Source organism: Longibacter salinarum (assembly GCF_002554795.1).
Taxonomy (GTDB): domain Bacteria; phylum Bacteroidota; class Rhodothermia; order Rhodothermales; family Salinibacteraceae; genus Longibacter; species Longibacter salinarum.
This window is the reverse complement of the sequence record NZ_PDEQ01000006.1, coordinates 313143-330199: the sequence shown is the minus strand read 5'-3', so window position 1 is coordinate 330199 and position 17057 is coordinate 313143. Positions and strand designations below refer to the sequence as shown.

At 59.7% G+C, this 17057-nt stretch carries 14 protein-coding genes; 5 read left to right on the top strand and 9 right to left on the bottom strand.

The annotated features are described in order from the left end of the window. The first annotated feature begins 26 nt into the window (after positions 1-26). Positions 27-2735 carry an efflux RND transporter permease subunit gene (locus CRI94_RS13065; RefSeq protein ID WP_098076463.1) on the top strand — a complete coding sequence of 903 codons (2709 nt, stop codon included), beginning with the start codon at positions 27-29 and terminating at the stop codon, positions 2733-2735. A gap of 53 nt (positions 2736-2788) precedes the next feature. On the opposite strand, the gene CRI94_RS13060 is transcribed toward CRI94_RS13065, so the two are convergent. The 7 genes from CRI94_RS13060 to CRI94_RS13030 form a co-directional block, all read right to left on the bottom strand. After that, entirely contained in the window at positions 2789-3814 is a 1026-nt protein-coding gene (locus CRI94_RS13060) for an FAD-dependent oxidoreductase (protein WP_098076460.1), read from the bottom strand. A gap of 71 nt (positions 3815-3885) precedes the next feature. After that, the gene (locus tag CRI94_RS13055; RefSeq protein ID WP_098076457.1) at positions 3886-4560 is read right to left on the bottom strand and encodes a BON domain-containing protein; all 675 of its coding nucleotides are present in this window, start codon (positions 4558-4560) and stop codon (positions 3886-3888) included. Positions 4561-5002: 442 nt separating this feature from the next. Next, a complete protein-coding gene (locus CRI94_RS13050; protein ID WP_098076455.1) occupies positions 5003-6214 on the bottom strand; it encodes an efflux RND transporter periplasmic adaptor subunit in 1212 nt (403 codons plus the stop codon). Positions 6215-6286: 72 nt separating this feature from the next. Beyond that, the gene (locus CRI94_RS13045) at positions 6287-8608 is read right to left on the bottom strand and encodes an ABC transporter permease (protein WP_179862301.1); all 2322 of its coding nucleotides are present in this window, start codon (positions 8606-8608) and stop codon (positions 6287-6289) included. A 72-nt stretch (positions 8609-8680) separates the two neighbouring features. Continuing rightward, positions 8681-9397: an ABC transporter ATP-binding protein gene (locus CRI94_RS13040; protein WP_098076651.1), complete on the bottom strand. Its 717-nt coding sequence runs from the start codon at positions 9395-9397 to the stop codon at positions 8681-8683. Positions 9398-9540: 143 nt separating this feature from the next. Next, the gene (locus CRI94_RS13035; protein ID WP_179862300.1) at positions 9541-10899 is read right to left on the bottom strand and encodes a TolC family protein; all 1359 of its coding nucleotides are present in this window, start codon (positions 10897-10899) and stop codon (positions 9541-9543) included. Between the two features lie 91 nt (positions 10900-10990). Further along, on the bottom strand, positions 10991-11695 hold the full coding sequence (locus CRI94_RS13030) for a hypothetical protein (protein WP_143815402.1): 705 nt from the start codon (positions 11693-11695) through the stop codon (positions 10991-10993). Positions 11696-12362: 667 nt separating this feature from the next. Between CRI94_RS13030 and CRI94_RS13025 the strand changes: the two genes are divergently transcribed. From CRI94_RS13025 to CRI94_RS13010, 4 genes are read left to right on the top strand one after another with little or no spacing between them, the layout of a single operon-like run. Next, positions 12363-13802, top strand: a complete 1440-nt coding sequence (locus CRI94_RS13025; RefSeq protein ID WP_098076443.1) for a GAF domain-containing sensor histidine kinase — start codon at positions 12363-12365, stop codon at positions 13800-13802. Positions 13803-13850: 48 nt separating this feature from the next. Then, positions 13851-15140, top strand: coding sequence for a sensor histidine kinase (locus CRI94_RS13020; RefSeq protein ID WP_098076440.1), 1290 nt, complete (start codon positions 13851-13853; stop codon positions 15138-15140). A gap of 47 nt (positions 15141-15187) precedes the next feature. Beyond that, positions 15188-15610: a response regulator gene (locus CRI94_RS13015; protein WP_098076437.1), complete on the top strand. Its 423-nt coding sequence runs from the start codon at positions 15188-15190 to the stop codon at positions 15608-15610. A gap of 53 nt (positions 15611-15663) precedes the next feature. Continuing rightward, on the top strand, positions 15664-15951 hold the full coding sequence (locus CRI94_RS13010; protein ID WP_098076436.1) for a hypothetical protein: 288 nt from the start codon (positions 15664-15666) through the stop codon (positions 15949-15951). A 33-nt stretch (positions 15952-15984) separates the two neighbouring features. On the opposite strand, the gene CRI94_RS13005 is transcribed toward CRI94_RS13010, so the two are convergent. Beyond that, a complete protein-coding gene (locus CRI94_RS13005; RefSeq protein ID WP_098076433.1) occupies positions 15985-16377 on the bottom strand; it encodes a hypothetical protein in 393 nt (130 codons plus the stop codon). A 162-nt stretch (positions 16378-16539) separates the two neighbouring features. Beyond that, positions 16540-16953, bottom strand: coding sequence for an ester cyclase (locus CRI94_RS17735; RefSeq protein WP_179862299.1), 414 nt, complete (start codon positions 16951-16953; stop codon positions 16540-16542). Positions 16954-17057: the final 104 nt, after the last annotated feature.

Genomic DNA, 17057 nt, shown 5'->3' with positions numbered 1-17057 from the left:
TCGATAGCACGTTTCTTCGTAATACCATGTCTATCGATTCACTTTTTGACTGGTTGCAGGCGCCCTTCCGCATCACCCACACCGCGCCGAAAACCGTTTTGGCGGTCTACCTCGTTATCACACTTCTGGCCGCCTGGAGTGCCTCTCACCTGTACATCGACAACGATTTTTCCCATCTGATTCCCTCGGATTATCCGAGCGTGGAGGCCCTGACGGAGCTGCGCGAGCGCTTCGGCGCAGAAAGTGATGTCGCCGTGCTCATCGAGAGTCCTTCGTTCGAAGCAAACCGAGCCTTTGCGGATACGCTGGTGGCAGCCGCCCTGAGGCTCCGCAATCCGGATGCCCCCGATTCGACCGAGTACTTCAAATCGGTCGATTATCGGCGCGAGGTCGGGTTCATGAAGAGCCATGCGCTCTACTTCGCCACGAATGCTGAACTCGACTCGCTGACGGCGTACCTCGAGCGGCAGGCCAGAAAGGCCCGACTAGAGGCAAATCCGTTTTATTTCGAGCTGGATGACGAAGTCGAAGCGGACGACGCCACACTCACGGAAATGCAGGAGCTATACGATGAGCTGGTAACGTCGGAATATCGCGTATCTCAAGATTCCACGCGCCTTTTGATTCGGCTTTTCCCCACAGGGACACAGACCGATCTCGCGTTTATCGACGCCGCCTACACCGACCTGAGAGAGCTCACTCAACGCCTCAATCCGTCCGCATATCATCCCGAAATGCAGGTCGAGCTGGGTGGTCGCCTACAGCGCCAGCTCATCGAAGTCCGTGCGATCCTCAACGACGTCACCGGATCGTTCGGTGCGGGCGTTCTGACGCTTCTCGTGCTCGTCACTGGCTATTTTTTCTACAAGCGGATTCGTCTTTTCGGTGCGAAGCAGAGCCGCCGCCAGGTGATCTGGTCAGAAATGAAGCGGATGCCGTGGACAGCCGTGATCCTGGGGCTGCCGCTGCTTTCGAGCCTAGCGTGGACCTACGGCGTGGTGTACCTCGCGTACGATCATCTCAATCTTATGACGTCGACACTGAGCCTCATCCTATTCGGGCTCGGCATCGACTTCGGCATCCATTTCTACGCCCGCTATCTCGAGGAGCGGGGCAAGGGACGCCCCGTTGCTTCCGCGCTCGATCACACATTCATGACAACGGGCCGTGCCATCACCGTCGTTGCCCTCACGACAGCCGGCGGTTTCTTTGTTCTCGTACTGGCGGATTTCAAGGGCTTTAGCCAGTTCGGCTTCACCGCTGGCATCGGAACGATCTTCGCCCTGCTGTCGATGCTCGTTCTTCTGCCAGCCCTGCTTGCCTTCCTCGAGCAACAGCACTGGCTTCCGGCATATTCCAGCCTGGACGCCGATGGGGCACGCCGGTTGACGACCGACGGGCGACACTCGGCGCGTCGTCATCAGGAGAACATTCTGACGGAAACGCCGGTCCGGCGGGATTCAGATGGAGAAGGTGACACGCCCCCACAAATCCGTGACCCGATTCATCGATGGATCGGAATGTCTTCGGTGAAGCGGAAAATGGGGCACCTGAACCTCACGGCACTCACAATTCTGCTCCTCAGTCTGCTCGGGGTGGCAGCTGCCGGCTCCCAGCTGCCCGAGGTGCAGTTCGAGTATGACTTTGGCGAACTGGAGCCGCGGTACGAGGAGTACGAAGCGTTCAAGGACCGGACGAGGGACCTCTACAGCTCAAGCAGCACACGAAATGCGGCGTACATCCTGGCAGATTCGCCGACCCATGCGGAAGAGATCGCCGACGTGCTCCGGCGACGGGCCGCCTCCGACACGTCCTCTCCGACAATTCGCGCCGTAGAGACGATCTACGATCGCTTTCCCGCCCGGCCCGAAGCGAAGACGAAAAAGCTGGAGCGTATCGCAAACGTACGCGGACTGCTGGATGATCGCTTCCTCAAATCATCGGACGACGAGAACCTGGAGCGCCTCCGGCAGGCTGCAAGCACACGAGAGCCGCTGACGCTCGACCAGATTCCCTCTTTCATTAAGAGCCCCTTTCTGACACGCGAGGGGACCGTCGGCGACATCGTCATCGTGTATCCGTCGGTGGGACTCGCGGACGGCCGAAATTCGATGGCGTTCGCCGACGATGTCCAAGAGGTCACGTTGACCGATGGCACGACGTATCACGCGGCCTCCACCAGCATCGTGGCATCGGACATGCTGCGGCTGATGATCGACGAGGCTCCGCTGATGGTCGTCCTTACGGTCTTCCTGATCATCATCTTCAAGCTGATCGCTCTACGACGCGTGTTGTGGGTCGCCGTCGCGCTCGTCCCGCTCATAGCCAGCTTCCTCTGGATGTTCGGATTGATGGGAGCGCTCGGATTGAAACTCAATTTTTTCAACCTTGTCGTGCTCCCGACCATTCTCGGCATCGGGGATGATAGCGGAATCCACCTCGTGCATCGCTATCTTGAGGAAGGCCGCGGCTCGATTCGACGCGTGCTAACCTCCACCGGCGAGCACGTGACCATGAGTGCCGTGACGACGATGATCGGCTTTGGTGGCCTTCTCTTGTCGATGCACCCCGGCCTACGCTCAATCGGCGCACTCGCCGTTCTGGGGATTTCGATGACGTTGCTCGCGGCGATGATCAGTCTCCCGGCGCTGCTCGTCTGGCTCGAATGGAAGCGCACACCTGCGACGCCCTCCACGCCCGAAGAGGCGGAGGAACGAGCATCAACGATTTCGTAACCACCTTGCCCCCGGCGTTGCCGTGCGCATATCGCGCCCACCGGTTTCGTGACCTACCGACAGATTGCTTGAACAACGCGCTTCGCCTGTTGCCGGGCCATCCTCCCGGTCTTGAGCGACCGGAGGCCGGTGACATCCCCAACACCGAACACGGATGGATACTTCGGATGCTGTAGCGTTTCCGGGTCCACTTCCATGAAGCCGGTCATCGGCCCGACGGAGTATGCTAAAATGCTGTTCTCCACGACCGCGGGCGGGCGCATGGGCGGAGCGATGTGCAACAGTGAATAGCGGACCACGTCCTGGCTCTGAGACGCTCCTTTTTCGACCGTAAAGACGGCCTCCTTCAAGTCTGGGCGCACTTCAACGAGATCATATCCGCGATATACGTGCGTGTCTTGCGCATCGGAGATGTCGAGATCGACATCATCCACCCCGGAAAAGGCCTCGGCCCATGCCGTCGCGAAGATCAATTCGGTCGACGATAGCACGCCCCGGTTGCGCCAGACGTCGACGGCGTTTCGGAGCACCTCGTAGGGCGCCTGTCCTCCCTTGTATGGGCTAGACGAGGCTGTAAAAATGGCTCGACCACCCTGAAACGTCCGGATCACATCCCACGCATGCTCTGCGTGCTCGTAGCCATACACACTGCAGAGACCGTCCGCGTCCATGTTCGGGCCGATTCCGCGGATGCGATCCCACCGCGTCTCAATACCAGCGGCGACGACGAGGTGCTCATACGAAATGGATTCATTTCCATCCAACTCGACCAGGCCACGGTCCGGATCGATCCCCTCTGCCCGCCGCCGGATCCACGTCGTACCCGGCGGTACCTTCAGGTGGTACCGCGTCGCCTCCTTGCGCTCTCCGCTCGTGGCCACGCGAATCCAGCCCGGCTGGTCGTAGACATAGCTCGACGGCTCAACCAGTGCAACACGACCCGTGTACGACGAGACACTGAGTGCCCGTGCCACGCTCGCCCCGGCTTCCCCACCGCCAAGAATCACAACATCGAATCGCCAGGTGCGCTCCCGCACTTCCTCGACCCGATTGACGGTATCGCTGCGATTCGAACTCATATTCCTGTTGTCTTGGCTACGCTCCGCGGCCTATCCTTGCTAGCCGTCCTGAGGCTCAGTGGGTTCCACGCTTACGCGACGACACGACTTTGAACCTCAAGGTCGTTAACGACATCCGTGATCCCTGGCGCCGACCAGGCGGCTCGCTCGGCGTCGCGCTTCTCCACCCAGGAGTGAACAACACCGGACAGCTTCACCATGTCCCCCTCGATCTCAATCTTGAGATTCTTTGCTTCGCGATTGACCTCCCGTTCGAGCGCTTTTCGGATCCGCTCTCGAATGTCGCTGGAGGTTACGCGCGGAGCCACGTTCAGGGTGTTGGTGATCCCCTTGACGCCGGTTAGGTGCCGTACGGCTTCTCCGGCCCGTTCTCGCTGGTAATTCCACTCCACTGTCCCTTCGAGCGTCACCCATCCATCGCGCACCTTGACCGAGATCGTGTCCTGCGGCAGCTCGGTATGCCAGCGGATCGCGCGAACGGCAGCCTTCGCAATGTCCGTGTCGGACCGCTCCTTGTCCTTCGGCAGCTTGACGACCAGATCGTTGGCGACGCCCTTCACCCCGGCAATCCGTAGGGCGGTGCGTTCAGCGGTTCGCTTCTGCGCGTAACTCGGCACGTGTCCGTTGAGCGTGACGACGCCACTGGAGACGCCCACACCAATGTCCCCGGACTTGATGCTCGGCTCCCAGTCCAGCGCATCCAGAACCTCGGCGCGCATTTCCTTATCGGCTTTTGTAATCGACATAGCTTCACCTCATCGTTCCTTGACTCAATTCGAGTGCCCACGCATACGTCAAAACGCATTTGCCCGTCACTTTCAGGATTGCCGACGACGGTTCTGAAAAACAGATGGATCGTTCACCACCTGTGTGGCGGCTGGGTCGCGACAGAGTAAGCGTGGTTGTTCATATCTATTCGCAGGCCTGAAGGGGATCCGTTCGCAATGACGAAGTAAACCCGGCGCGCAAGATCAACCGAGCCTCGTATTGCGAGCGGGGCGAGGACCGACAGTGGGAAGGTCCGCACCTTTGAACCGCCAAAGGCTGTCCGCCAAACACGTTCTCATATTATCGGATATACCCCCGTGATCGAAGCCTCCGCTGGCGCATGTTCACCTCCGAGAAAACGGACAATTGAGGCCAGGAGCTATCACGATCGTACGCGCTCATCATGCGATGTCCGCGCACTCACCAAATGACGTTCTCGTCGCGAACCGAGACACGCATTCCATCCTCCAGCGTGTGATCCGGGTGCACAATCACTTCTTCGCCTTGTTCGAGTCCACCGTTGATCTCGACGCGGAGTCCGGCATCACGACCTGGAGACACGAAGCGGACCCGAGACCTCCCACTCTCTACGGTGAACACCGCCCACTTCCCGTCCATCTTGAAAAGGGCATTCGAGGGAATCGATAACACATCGTCGTCCGACGACACGATAAACCGAGCAATAACCCGGTATCCGTCCCCGACGCGTTCCCATTCATCGTCGCTGGCAGTCGCGACCGAGATCACGCGTACACGTTGCTCCTCAACGCCGAGAGCGGATATTTTTGTGAAGCCCTGTGGCTCGACGCGAAGAACCTCACCGGACACGGACGACGCTCCGCCCCACCGTTCGAATTGAACCGGCATCCCCGGTCGAAGTCGAACCGCTTCGGAGGTGAGCACGTCGGCCACTACCTCCAGCGATGTCGTCTCTCCGATTTCAACTAGCGGCTCCCCGGCCCGGACCACCCCTTCGCTCTCCCGGTGCACCCGAAGAACCGTAGCTTCGTGCGGTGCCCGGACGTGGAGGTTATCATCGGCGCCGCCTGATGCCGTTTCCGACGTGACTCGAAAGGCGGCCTCTGCAACTTGTTTTTGATGCTCGGCCACCTCCACCGCCCGCACGGCCGACGCCCACTGCGCTTCGAGATGGCGCGCTTGGGAGGCTGCACGTTCACGCTCCTGATCCGTCGCGGCTTCCTCCTGCCAGAGCCGGTCGATCCGGCGAAACTCGGACTCGGCGTACTCGGCGTCGGCCTGCGTTGCACGCGCAACCTCCTCCGCACGGGCCAGTGACGCCTGGGCAGCGTCGACGCTCGCGCGCGCCTCGGCTCGGCGTCTCGGGTCAAGCATCTCGGAGCGGTGTGGCTCCATCACGAACAGCTCATCTCCCGGCGAAACCCGTGCTCCCTCGTCGAGCCCGATGCGCTGGACGTATCCTGTCACCGGCGTGGCGATCACGTAACGGTCCGTCACCTGCGTTCGCGCCTCCTCTTCAATCGTTACCTCAAGCCGTCCGTGTTCAGCGACCGCCGTTTCGACAGCGACCGATTCCGGCCAAAACCCCCACACCAATCCCACGATGAGAAGGACGCCAACGAGGATCGATATCGTCGTTCGATTCCAGGACATGGTTCTCACTGTTTTCGGATAAAAGAAACGCGCCGAGGGGCCAGAGGCCGTGAACCGTTTCGGCCGTCAGAGTCATTCGCGGGTTTTCAGCACCTCGATCAAGTTCAGTCGATAGAGACGGTACCGTAGACCGATGGCAGACAGGAACGCGGATACGAGCACGATGAGCGCGGCATATGCGTACGTTTGCCGGCTGATGACAAGTGGGATCTGAAACATCTCCATCTGAAACGCCCGAACGGTCATGGCACAGATGGCTCGACCAAGCAAAAAGCCAATCGGGATCGCCGCTACCGCGAGGACGGCTAGCTCTGCGAGCAGAATGAACGAGATTTCTCCGCGCGTGAGGCCCAGGATCCGAAGGCTCGCAAGCTCCCGGCTCCGTTCCGACAGGGCGATGCGGGCACTGTTATAAATGACCCCAAACGCGATGATGCCGGCGAAAACCGTGATTACGAAGGAGAAAAACAGCCAGTTTTCGCCCGTGCTTTCGTAAAAGTCGTTGATGCTACGCTCTCGAAGGATGAGGGCCGAGACGCGCGGTGCATCCTGGAGAACAGAATACACCGCCTCGACCGAACCGGGACTTACTGTGACATAGGCAGCCGTGGCCGCCCCCTGCTCACCAAGCCGGTGATGGAGCGCGTTCCAGTCCATGTACGCGAGTTGGCCGACGTACTGCTTGACGTGCGCCGTCACGGGCATTCGCCATACCGGACGGGCGTGCTCTTTTACGTTCACCGTCACCGAATCCCCAACCTGCACCCCCAGTCGATTCATCGTGTACTCCGTGAGCATCAGGCCTCCCGAGGCGACGCCCAGCGGCTCGAGTTCCTCCGTGAACAGCCGTTTCAGAGTCACATCGCGGGGCATACCCTGAATGTTTGTTCGAAACACTCTGTGCTCATGTTGAAGCTCCACATCCAAGAATCGCGTCAACTCCACCTGCTCGACACCTTCAATGCCTCTAATGCTTGAGGTGACGTTCTCCGATGTAGGTTCGCTAAACACGACAATGATATCCTCTCGCTGTCCCCACCGAAGCTGAACGTCGATCATGAAGTCGATGGCGTCGCTGAAAAAGAAGCCCATCATCACGACAGCGCACGCGGACGATATGCCGGCAACGGTCAATCCTGCCCGCAGTGGACGACGTTCGAGGTGCCGAATCACCATTCGGACAGGCTGAGAGAATCGATCCTGAAACCCCATGCGCTCGAGCAGACTGGCGCGGAAGAGCATCGGCGGCTCTGGACGCATCGCCTCCGCGGGAGGAAGGACGACCGCAGACCGAACCGCCAGAATCGTCCCCGTCGTCGCAGCCAGAGCACTGATTCCAATGGCAAAAATGACGACCCGCGGTCTGAGCACGTAGACGAGATCCGGGAAGCGGTAATACTGCATGTACAGGTCACCGAGCCCGTGCCCCATCCACACGCCGACGCCCAACCCGAGTATGCTTCCGCCTGCCACGAGCACCATCACGAGCGACAGGTAATGCGCACCGACCTCCAGATTGCTATACCCGAACGCCTTGAGCACCGCAATCACCTCGCGCTGCGTTGAGATCAGGCGGCTCATGACGACGTGGAGCAGAAAGGCCGCCACTCCCAGAAAAATCGCCGGCATCACGGTCGCCATCTGATCCAGCTGCCGAAATTCCTCCGTCAGGTAATTGTGCGACACCTGATCGGCGCGTGGAATTGCACCCTGGGCTCCATACTCGTCCAGCACCTCATCCACGTAATCGATGACCCGGTTCTCTCCCGCTCCGGGCGACAGCTTCAGCGCCGCATTGTTGAAGGCACCGTCCATGTCCAGGGCGACGCTCAGGGCTTGCTGCCCCATCCACACGACCGCCGTCCGCTCGAAATCAGGAAATAGCGCTCCGGGATGCATCTGATAGACGAACTCGGGCGAAAGCGCAATGCCAACGACGTTCAGAATTCGCTTCCGGCCGTTGATAATTGCCTCGACCGTCGAGCCCGGATCCAGACCGTGAGCTTCGGCAAACCCGTCGCTAAGGATGATCTCGTCGTTCCGGAATGGCTCTACCATCCGACCCCGACGAAGGTAGAGGCGATTCAGACTTGGTTCGCGCGTATCCGGGACCGAGACAAAATACCCGGAGATCGGTTCGTCGAACCCCGCAACACTCATTTTGGCACTCGAGATGACGCGCGGTTCGATGTCGGACACGCCGGGAAGGGACGCCAGTCTCCGGGACACCGACATCGGTGCTCGCTTGACGGTCGCGAAGATATCGGCGAACCGGTACGTGGAATAGAACACCGTTTGGGTCCGGTGAAGCGAGTCGATGGTGCTACGTGCCATCACGAAGGTGGCCACACCACACGCGATCACAAGCACGATGGCGAGGACCTGACCTCGCATTTGCATTAGCTCGCGCCACAATTTTCGGTTGATCGCACGCATCGGATGTATGGCGCCGCGAGCGCCAGCTCGTTACCAGGTCAGATCGCTCGGGTCTCGCTTCGACGTATTCGTTTTGATATCTGCAATTCGACCATCGAGAATGGAGATGACACGATCTGCCATATCGCCAATGACCGCGTTGTGTGTGATGATTACGGTGGTCGTTCCGAGCGTCTCGTTGGCACGTTTGAGCGCCTCAAGTACGACGATGCCCGTCTTTGAGTCGAGCGCACCCGTGGGCTCATCGCACAGCAGGACGGCCGGGTTCTTCGCGATCGCTCGTGCGATGGAGACCCGTTGCTGCTCCCCACCCGAGAGTTGCGCGGGAAAATGGTCCATCCGATCCTGAAGGTTGACGAGGGCGAGCGCCTCTTCCGGTGTCATCGGATTCTCCACGATCTCGGTCACGATGGCGACGTTTTCGCGCGCTGTGAGGCTCGGGATCAGGTTGTAGAACTGGAAGACAAATCCGACGTGCTGCCGGCGAAAATTGGTGAGGTCACTTTCCGTGGCATGAGACAAATCGATGTCACGGTACACCACGGTACCGCCGCTCGCCGTGTCGAGTCCGCCGAGGATGTTCAGCAGGGTCGACTTCCCGCTTCCCGACGGCCCGAGCAAAACGTCCAACTCCCCTTCCAACAGATCCAGATCGACGCCCCGTAGTGCGTGGACATCCACTTCGCCCATGTGGTACACTTTTGTCAAACCACGCGCGCAAAACACGCGATCCGGCACGACGGACATGGCGTTTGTATCGGATGCCGATGCACCCGAGAGACTACTCGCTTCCGCCCGGTTCGAATTCTTCGCTTCCATCACAGCAGTTGGCTATCGCCGACGTGGCGCCTGTTTCGTTCGATGGTCTTCGGCCATGGACAGCCCACGTTTCATTCGGGTGTGGATGGTGGTTTCCCAACGGCGAGATCTAGCCCTGCGTGGGCCTGCGCGTATCGGGCTTCCGCCTCAACAGTGGCATAGCGAGCTTCGCGGTACGCCCGCTCGGACGACAGCACCTCTGTCGTCAGGGCCACACCTTCCGCATGACGACGACGCATCACGCGAAAGACTTCCGCCGCGGCTCGTTTTCGCTCTCGCGCAGCGTGCAATACGTCGACCGAACGGTGGACCTCTTCCACGGCGTCAGCAACCTGCAGTCGAATCCGTCGTCGCATCTGCCGCTGTTGCTCGCGCGCCTCCATCCACGTGGCCTCAAACTGTTGGGCACGGTGTCCCTGCCGGTTCCAATCCCACAGATCGACATTCATCTGCACGCCCACCTCCCACGTCCCCTGGAATCGGTCCTCTTGCGGGAACATGGCAAGGTTGGGGCGGGCGTAGACGTACGATCCGACGAGGGAGATCGTCGGCCACCGGGCGCGCCGGTTCGCGCGGCTTCGGTTGCGCCAGGCACTAACCGTATGATCTTCGGCCTCCAGATCCGGTCGCATCGCAACCGCGACGGCGAATAGCTCGGAGGTCGTTTCCCGGATCGGGCGCAACGGAAACGTGCGCGTTGTCGGTCGGACGATGACGCCTTGGTCCAGTCCCATTCGATCGCTTAGAAGACGTCGACCGGACGCTACCGCCGCATCGGCATTTCGTTGCTCCGCGCGCAACTCGCTCGCTCGTGCTTCCAGGGCAAGAACATCGCTCCGCAACGCCATTCCCTGCCGATAGCGCGCTCTCGTCACGCGTAACTGTTCGTCTACCTCCCGGCGCGCCGACCGCGCAACGTCACGGCTGGCCTCCGCCGCGACGAGCGACCAGTAGGCTAGTCGCACGCGATGCGCCACATTTCTCCGAACGGCGCTCGCCCGATGCTCCTGCGCAAGCGTTAACTGATGCTCTGCTTCGATTTGGCTGCGCGTCTGCCCGGCGGAAAACAGAGTCTGCTCAACGTCGCCGCGAACCGCGTACTGATCTTGGAGGGAGGCGTCGAAATTTAGATCCTGGATCGGCGTCGTGTCGCCGTCGAACACATTTTCGTCGAGAGTAAACGTTGTCACATTCGAACTTAGCCGTCGATAGGATGCGCTTACACGAAACGTGGGCAAACGAAACGTTCGCGCCTCATCATAGACGGCCTCCGCCTGGTTTCGCCGGTAGTCGGCCATGCGCACGTCGCCATGTCGCTCGAGCGCTATCTCGACGCACTCTGATGGTGTCAGGTGGCGGACATCCTGCGCTCGAACGCAGCCCGTCAGCGCGATCGTCATCAGAACGATCAGCCAGGATCGAACAGACACTCCAGCGGGATCATAACGGCGTGATTGCATCGCTACTGACGGACTCTCAGCACAAAGTGAAATGATCGCGTCCGGCGAACGTACGCCCGACCTACGCCGGAATCGGCTCTTCTTCCGCGCGGGATGAGGCCTCGACCGCCTCCTTCACATCGAGTAGCAACGTACGCTCGACAAAGAAATGAATCGGATCGTAGAGCGACACCACGGGTTGCCGCGCCCAGGAAGGTCGTGCCCGAGTCCGGATAACCAAGCGCGTGCTCGTCTCGTCCACCGGCTCCAGCACAAAGGCCCACGTCCCACGACACGACCGTTGAGCTGGCAACCGCGCAATCGTTTCTCTCATCGAACCGAACACGATCGCTCGGTAGGGAATCAGTTCGATCACCTGCATCTGATCGCTCTGCCCGATCCATGGCGCGGGTCCGAAGCGAACGACATCGTCGACATGAATCTTCTTCCGCGGCCGGGCCCGACCATTTCCTCGATCCCGCTTCTCGGAGGCCTCGACCTGACTGTCCGTGTAGAGCCGTCCATGTCGACGTCCAATCTCGACAAGATGAGGCCAAATCTCTTCCGGGGCCGTCTGGATCGTCACCGCACGTGTGGTGGAGTATGTGGGTCGGGGGACAAGCTCATCCCCGGGAAGCGTCCCGTTGAGTTCATCTCTCGTCGCTCCCCAGTGCCGGTGCCAGGGCCGGACACCGGCATTATAAGCCCATATCGCACCGACCGCGGTCGCCAACCCGATGGTTGTCAATAACGATTCGGACGGTTCGTCCTTCTTTTGCTGCGACAACCAGTTTCTTGATTTCCGGTCCGTTACTGCCGGAAGGCTGGAGAGCTTCTCGCGAACCCTTTGTACGGGAGAAGATGATGACTTGCGTACGAAAGGAAGATCACGTTTCAAAATCGGGTTCATTGTCTCTCGGCGTATCGCCGCACCATGCGTAGCGTCCTGATTTTCGCCCCTCGTCCCGTGTCATGCACGTGCATCTAACGTCCATGGATGCCGCGACGAGAACGATCTATGGGCAAACTACGCGCTTCCGCCTCCGAGCCGAATGCTCCCTTCGAGACCCTAGACATGCGAGAATGATGGAACGAGGGTACGACTCGACCCGGCATTTTGCGTGAGGGGAAGCTGTATTTGATTGACATGTTCTCTCGGACTCGCTGGCGTTGGCGAGTACACACCGAGGGAATCGTCCCGGCCCGATATTCGACATGCAGATCTTTCATCGATCTCCACGTCGAGTCCTTCTTGCTCGGCCCGCCCTGCGACATCTACCCGGGAATCCGCTTGCAGTAGAAGGTAAATATGTTCGTACGTCTCGGCTCAGATTACCGATGTCCCTTACATACCGACGTCATGCCACTATATTCTCCGTTGCCATTTACTACAAATCGTCCAGCGCAGCGAATTCCGACGATTCCCCCTTTTGTTTCTGCCCGTTGCCCCCCACATGTCCTCCCTTACCTGCACCGCTCCCATGCACGACGGCGGCCGCTCAACCTCCAGCATCTCACCGTACACGCTCGACGAAGAGAAGCGGCTTCAGGCCCTCCACCGATACGATATCCTCGACACAGTGCCCGAGGTTGCGTTCGACCGCATCACCGAGCTCGCGGCGCACATGTTTGACGCACCCATGGCCGCGGTATCGTTCATCGACCGTGATCGTCACTGGTTCAAGTCGTCTCTCGGACTGGAAGCAGACGAACTGTCTCGCGGGGACTCCTTCTGCGCCAGAACGATCGAAGCGGGCGAGGTCATGGTCGTTCAGAACGCTGCAAATGAAGAACCTTTCGCCTCATTTTCCTCCGTTCAGAGCGACCCAGGAATCCGGTTTTACGCCGGAGCTCCTCTAATGACGGGAGATGGATATGCCCTCGGAACCCTCTGCGTACTGGATACGAAGCCACGTCCGAAGCCGAAGCGCACGAAGCTTCGCCACCTGGACCATCTTGCGAGTCTGGTAATGGGCGAACTCGACTTACGGCTCGAAATGCAACGCCGCCGGCAGCAGACTCAATCGCTCCGGCAAACGGCGCAACGAGCGGAGATCGCGCGGGCCACGGCCGAAAACGCTCGCGCTGCTGCTGAGCAGGCCCGCATGCGCGCTGAGGAAGCAAGTCGATCAAAGTCGCAATTCCTATCGGGCATGGCGCACGACATCCGGAGCCCGATTTCTGTCATTGATGGCTATGCACAGCTGTTGGATCGCGACGTTGATGGCTCACATACTGAATACGTCCAACAAATCCTCCGGGCGGCCGGTCACCTTAACGGCATGGCAGATTCCCTATCCGAGCTCGCTGAACTCGAGTCTGGCGCGATGGACCTCACGTTGCAAAACGTAGACATTGGACCTTTGATCACAGAAACCGTGAGTGCGCTAACCCCTCGCGCTCAAGATGCGGACATCACGCTCCACGCCGAAACGCCCGAGCGTCCGATCCTGGCCCACATCAATTCAGAGGCGCTTCGACGCGTCCTCGATAATCTAATTTCGAATGCCATTAAGTATAGCGGTACGGGGGACCGGGTTGTGGTTCGTGCTCACTCGCCCGATCCACGAAGTCGCTGGATCTGCGTCGAGGTCTCGGACACCGGCCCGGGCATCGATCGGGAATTTTTGGATGTCATGTACGAACCGTTCACCCAGCACGACACGAGCGCGAACGGGAGCGGGCTCGGTCTCGCCGTGACGAAAGAGCTGCTAGAGGCGATGGACGCACGAATTGATGTTACGTCGTCCCCGGGAGACGGAACGACGTTCTTCGTTAACGTGCTATCCACACAGGCGATACGAACCGATGACGCAAGTACGCAGGCGGAGGTCCTACCAGCCCCTCAGAGCAGCGAACACAGCCAGCAACCGTCCCAACCCACGGCATCCTGACGACCCGCCTCCTGCAGTTCCACCACCCGCTTCCCGGACCCGCCCCCCATGCCGCCCTCATCTGATACGTCACCCGATTCGCGCGAAAAGAGCGCCGATGCGGATCCGTCTTCCGCCCGTGCGCGACGCCCCAGTAGAGACCGTGCGACCGATCCAGACGCTTCCGGCGACCGCATGCGCCGACTCGATGCTCTCGTCAACCGACTTCCAGGCGCCGTCTACCGGTGCACGTACGACCGGGAATGGACGTCACTCTACATGGGCGATGGGTTCGGAGAAATCACTGGGATTGCTCCGGATTCCCTCGATGCAGCGGGACGTTCGTTCCGAGATGTGATCGTCAGTGCCGACGTCCAACATATTCGAGATGAGGTAGCACGAGCCGTTACCAATAGAACGCCATACAACATCGAGTATCGCGTTCTCACGTCAGACGGATCCGTTCGATGGCTTCAGGATAGCGGGCAGCCCCTGTACGATGATGACGGACATGTTCGGTGGCTAAATGGCATTCTGCTCGACATTACGCGGCGGCGGGAGTCCGAGGAATCGCTTCGTGATCTCATGGAATCGCTGGAAGAGACCGTCGCAACGCGAACACGGCAGGTCCGAACGCTCGCCGTTGAACTATCGATGGTCGAACAGCAGGAACGAAGCGATATTGCACGCACGCTGCACGACGAATTACAGCAGTTCCTGTACGGCGTGCAGGTTCAGACGAAGATGCTTCTGAACGACATTGAGTCGAATCCGAACGTTGATCCTGAAGCTCTGTCCGTTGATCCCTCACGAATCGACGATCTTCTTCGGGAAGCAATTCAGACCACACGCGGACTGAGCGTCGATCTCGCCCCGCCCGTTCTCGACTCCGATGGGCTCCTGGAATCACTCCAGTGGCTCCGGTCTCACTTTGATGAAACGCGCGGATTCGATGTCCAACTTAAGGGAGACCGCCTGAGCGTAGATGTCCCGGATGAGATGCTCCTCATCTTTTTCCAGGCCGTTCGCGAGCTACTACTGAACACGTACCGTCACGCAGGCATCGGCAAGGCGACCGTACACATCGCCGAAACCTCGGCAAATATCGTAATCGCCGTCGCCGACGAAGGATGCGGATTCGATGTCGCGAAGGAGCTGGAAAAAGAACGTACTGGTTACGGGCTCCGGACGGCAGGAGAACGGCTCCGCCTGCTGGGGGCCAATTTCCAGATCGACTCTCCTCCGAGCGGCGGAACCAAATGCACCATTCGTTTCCCAAAACAGAGGCTTCAAGAGTTTCCGTCGATCCTGTCTGGAGACATGCCGCCTCCGCCTCCAGGCCCATCGGGCGCATCTTGATGCTCCCACTCCCCCCCTTTTCTTCAACCAGTCTAACACGTAAACCGATGACAGCAACCGTATTTCTCGTCGAAGACCAGACCTTGATGCGCGAGTCGATGCAGGCGTACCTTAACGCAGAAGACGACCTGGAGGTATCGGGCGTCGCCGGGCGAGCCGAGGACGTGCTCGACCGTATTGGCGACGACGTCCCCGACCTCTTCCTCATCGACGTCGCGCTCCCCGGAATGAGTGGGATCGACCTGCTCCGGCGTCTCCGACAACGTCATCCCGATGCGCGATACCTGATGCTGTCGGGCCACGTCGAACAAACGTACGTCGAAGCCGCCCATAACGCAGGCGCGTCTGGATACGTCATGAAGGGGAAACCCGACGAGTATCTCGACGCGATCCGGCAGATTCTGGCCGGCAAGACCTACCGGAGTGATACGGTCGCGTCGATGTGGGATCAGGCGGCCACGACATCGTGATGGGTGCCCATCCGTTCCAACTTCCCTGTCCCCCACCCTGCGACTAGCCAGTCATGGAAAACGAGCAACTCAATACGCACCTGATCGAACTCGGAAATCGAGCGACGAATGCCCATGAGATTCTACGAGGCGTGACGGACGCGCTCGCAGTCATCGCACAATCAGCCATCCGCGCCGCCAGTGATGACCTCGACGATGTCGAAGACCTCGAGGAGTGGCAAACGGAGGCCCAGGTAGCAGCCGGGCAGAGCGAAGACCTGATGACAAGCGCGGCGGCGCTACTACGTCGTACTGCACGTCGACTTGAATCGGAAACCGAGTCGGTCGAGAGGGACGACTGAGCCGCACGCAGCACGAAATGGAGACGGCGGTTCCTACAACGCGCCGACGGCATACGCAACGGCAATGGCCAGTGCAGCAGCGAAAGCCAAACCCGCCCCGATCCACAGGAATAGAGAGGAAAAATCCCCGTCCGAGGTCGTCGTCTCGCGCAGATCGAGCAAGACCTCGTCGGTCCAGCCAGCATCCACCAGAGCGGCGATGGCGTCGCTCGCTTCATGGCGCAGAACGCCCAGCTTAACGCCGTGGACGTGCTCGAGGTCGGGGCGAATACCACCGGCGTCATCAGCAATCACCAGCGCGTCGATTGCGGCCTCCTGCAGACGGGTCTTCGCCATCTCCGCGTACCGACGATTCGCGAAGTGGGCGATGACCGTCACGGGCTGGCGGGCCAACGGGTTGGATCTTGAGGCTGTAGCGTCAGCCATAGGCTCAGGGGGAATCGATGCCGGGGATACTTCAGTACAGATCTGTATCACTGATACTGAGAAACGTTTCCCGATACATGACACATCGCTCGTCCCGCATTCCTTTGTGATTGATAATCCTGCGACAACCTCCTCCCTGCTCATGTAGAGAATCCTCTGCTCTCACCTCGCGCCGAGTTGATCCATCAGACCAAGATTGTCCACCACACCGCGATCGCTCACGACGCGCCCACGCTCGATCTCGTACATTGATAGTCCAGACACCTCGACCACCGTCCCATCGGCTTCCACACCGAACATCTCTCCAGTCGTGTGCGTGCCGCGATACGTCCAACGGACGGCCGCTTTCTCTTCCCCAGCGACAAGGTCTTGAACCTCAATTTCCAGATCGGGAAAGAACCGATACGTCTTCTCCATCACCTTACGGAAAGCCTCTTCCCCTCGAAGGGGTTCGGGGAAATGAGGATAATCGACAATGATCTCACTGGCAGCCACGTCATCGATCACGTCGAGGCGCCCGGCGTTCCATACCTGGACAAACCGCTGGGCTACGTCGCGCGAAGGGTTGGTAGACATAGCGAAGCACGTGTTTATTAAGCAGGATACGGGTGCATCGTGACCAACGCCCGACCCCGCTCGTTCCGACTTGCTCTGTGTCCGTAGGCTACGGTCAAATCGTT